2 protein-coding genes are annotated in these 1,796 nt (G+C 70.8%); both read left to right on the top strand.

Annotation, left to right across the window (positions count from 1 at the left end; all coding sequences use genetic code 11):
* Positions 1–9 precede the first annotated feature (9 nt).
* Positions 10–1,146 (top strand): glycoside hydrolase family 3 N-terminal domain-containing protein, encoded by a 1,137-nt coding sequence (locus tag ACFVW8_RS39070; protein ID WP_389698805.1) that lies wholly within the window; start codon positions 10–12, stop codon positions 1,144–1,146.
* A 99-nt stretch (positions 1,147–1,245) separates the two neighbouring features.
* Positions 1,246–1,719: a carboxymuconolactone decarboxylase family protein gene (locus tag ACFVW8_RS39075; RefSeq protein WP_389698804.1), complete on the top strand. Its 474-nt coding sequence runs from the start codon at positions 1,246–1,248 to the stop codon at positions 1,717–1,719.
* Positions 1,720–1,796 lie beyond the last annotated feature (77 nt).

Below are 1,796 nucleotides of genomic sequence, written 5' to 3' on the forward strand. Positions count from 1 at the left end.
GAGCTAGTCATGAGCTCGACACCACCTCTCAGCAGGCGCGGCGCCCTGATCGCCGGAACCGCAGCCCTGGCCGGCGGGCTGGGGCTGTCGGCCGGTTCGGAAGCGGCCGTGCGGATTCCCGAGAACGCGCGCTCCCGCTCCGCCGCCCTGTCGCCCGAGCAGCGCGCCGGGCAGTGCGTCATCCACTCCTACCCCGGACTCACGCCACCCGCCTCCCTGATGAGCGCCATCAAGGAGGGCCGCACGGCCGGCGTGATCTTCTTCGGGGAGAACGTCGAGAACCTGAGCCAGATCGAGAGCGTCATCCAGTCGATGAACGCGGCGCACGCCTCTTCGCCCGTGAAGGACCCGCTGCTCCTGATGACCGACCAGGAAGGCGGCATGATCCGCCGGCTGCCCGGTGAGCCCGTCATGTCGGCCAAGGACGTCGGCGCCTCCGCCGACCCGCACCAGTGGGCCGACTCCACCGGCAGCGGCGCCGGCATGAACCTCGCGGGCATCGGCATGAACGTGAACCTCGCGCCGGTCCTCGACGTCTACCGCGAGGACGGCGACTTCACCGACCAGTACGAGCGTTCGTACAGCAAATCCGCAGCTGCCGTGGCCAGTTGCGGATCCGCTTTCATCACGGCTCAGCAGGGTGCCGGTGTCGCCGCCACCGCCAAGCACTTCCCCGGCCTCGGCCCCGCATCCGCGAGCCAGAACACGGATCTCCGGGCCGTCACCCTCACCACATCCGCCGCCACCCTCCGCAGCGTGGACGAGGCACCGTACCGGGATGCCATCGCCGCCGGCACCGAACTCGTCATGCTGTCCTGGGCCATCTACACCGCCCTGGATTCCGCCCGCCCCGCCGGTCTGTCCCCGGCCGTCGTCGGTGAGCTGCGCGACCGGCTCGGCTACACCGGCGTCACGATCACCGACGCCCTGGAGGCGGGTGCCCTCCAGGCCTTCGGCAGTACGTCGCAGCGTGCCGTGCTGGCCGCCTCCGCGGGCATGGATCTCCTGCTCTGCTCGTCCCGCAGCGTCTCCCAGGGGGACGAGGCGGTGACCGCGCTGAGCGACGCCCTGGCGTCCGGCGAGCTCGACGCCACCGCCTTCGACGCCGCCGCCGCGCGGGTGAACGCCCTCCGCGCCGGGCTGTGACGGCCGGGAGACACAGGTCACATGCCCCGTTGTCACATCGGCTCCGGCCGCTCCGTCAGAGAGGTGTAGCAACCACTCGACACAAGGCAGGAACCGATCATGGACGCTCGTCTCAACCTCTTCACCAACGCGGTCTCGGCCAAGGCCCTCAAGCACGTCGTCGCGGCGGGCAAGGCCCTCGCGGACTCGACACTGCCGCCCGCCACGCAGGAACTGGTACGGCTCCGCGCCAGCCAGATCAACGGCTGCGCGTTCTGCGTGGACATGCACACCAAGGAGGCCGCACATGCCGGGGAGACCGCGACCCGCCTCAACCTGGTCGCGGCCTGGCGCGAGGCCACGGTCTTCACCGACGCCGAGCGCGCCGCGCTGGAACTGACCGAGCAGGGCACCCGCATCGCGGACGCGGCCGGCGGGGTCCCGGACGAGGTCTGGGCCGACGCCGCGAAGTACTACGACGAGGACCAGCTCGCCGCCCTGGTGTGCGGGATCGCCCTCATCAACACCTTCAACCGCCTGAACGTCCTCGTCCAGCAGCCGGCGGGCGACTACGTTCCCGGACAGTTCGCCTGACCGGACAGTTCCGCTGACCGGACAGTTCGGCTGACCGGACCGGAGCCATGGCGGACGGGCCCGGACCGTGCCGGAAC

It is taken from the genome of Streptomyces sp. NPDC058221, assembly GCF_042882365.1.
GTDB lineage: Bacteria > Actinomycetota > Actinomycetes > Streptomycetales > Streptomycetaceae > Streptomyces.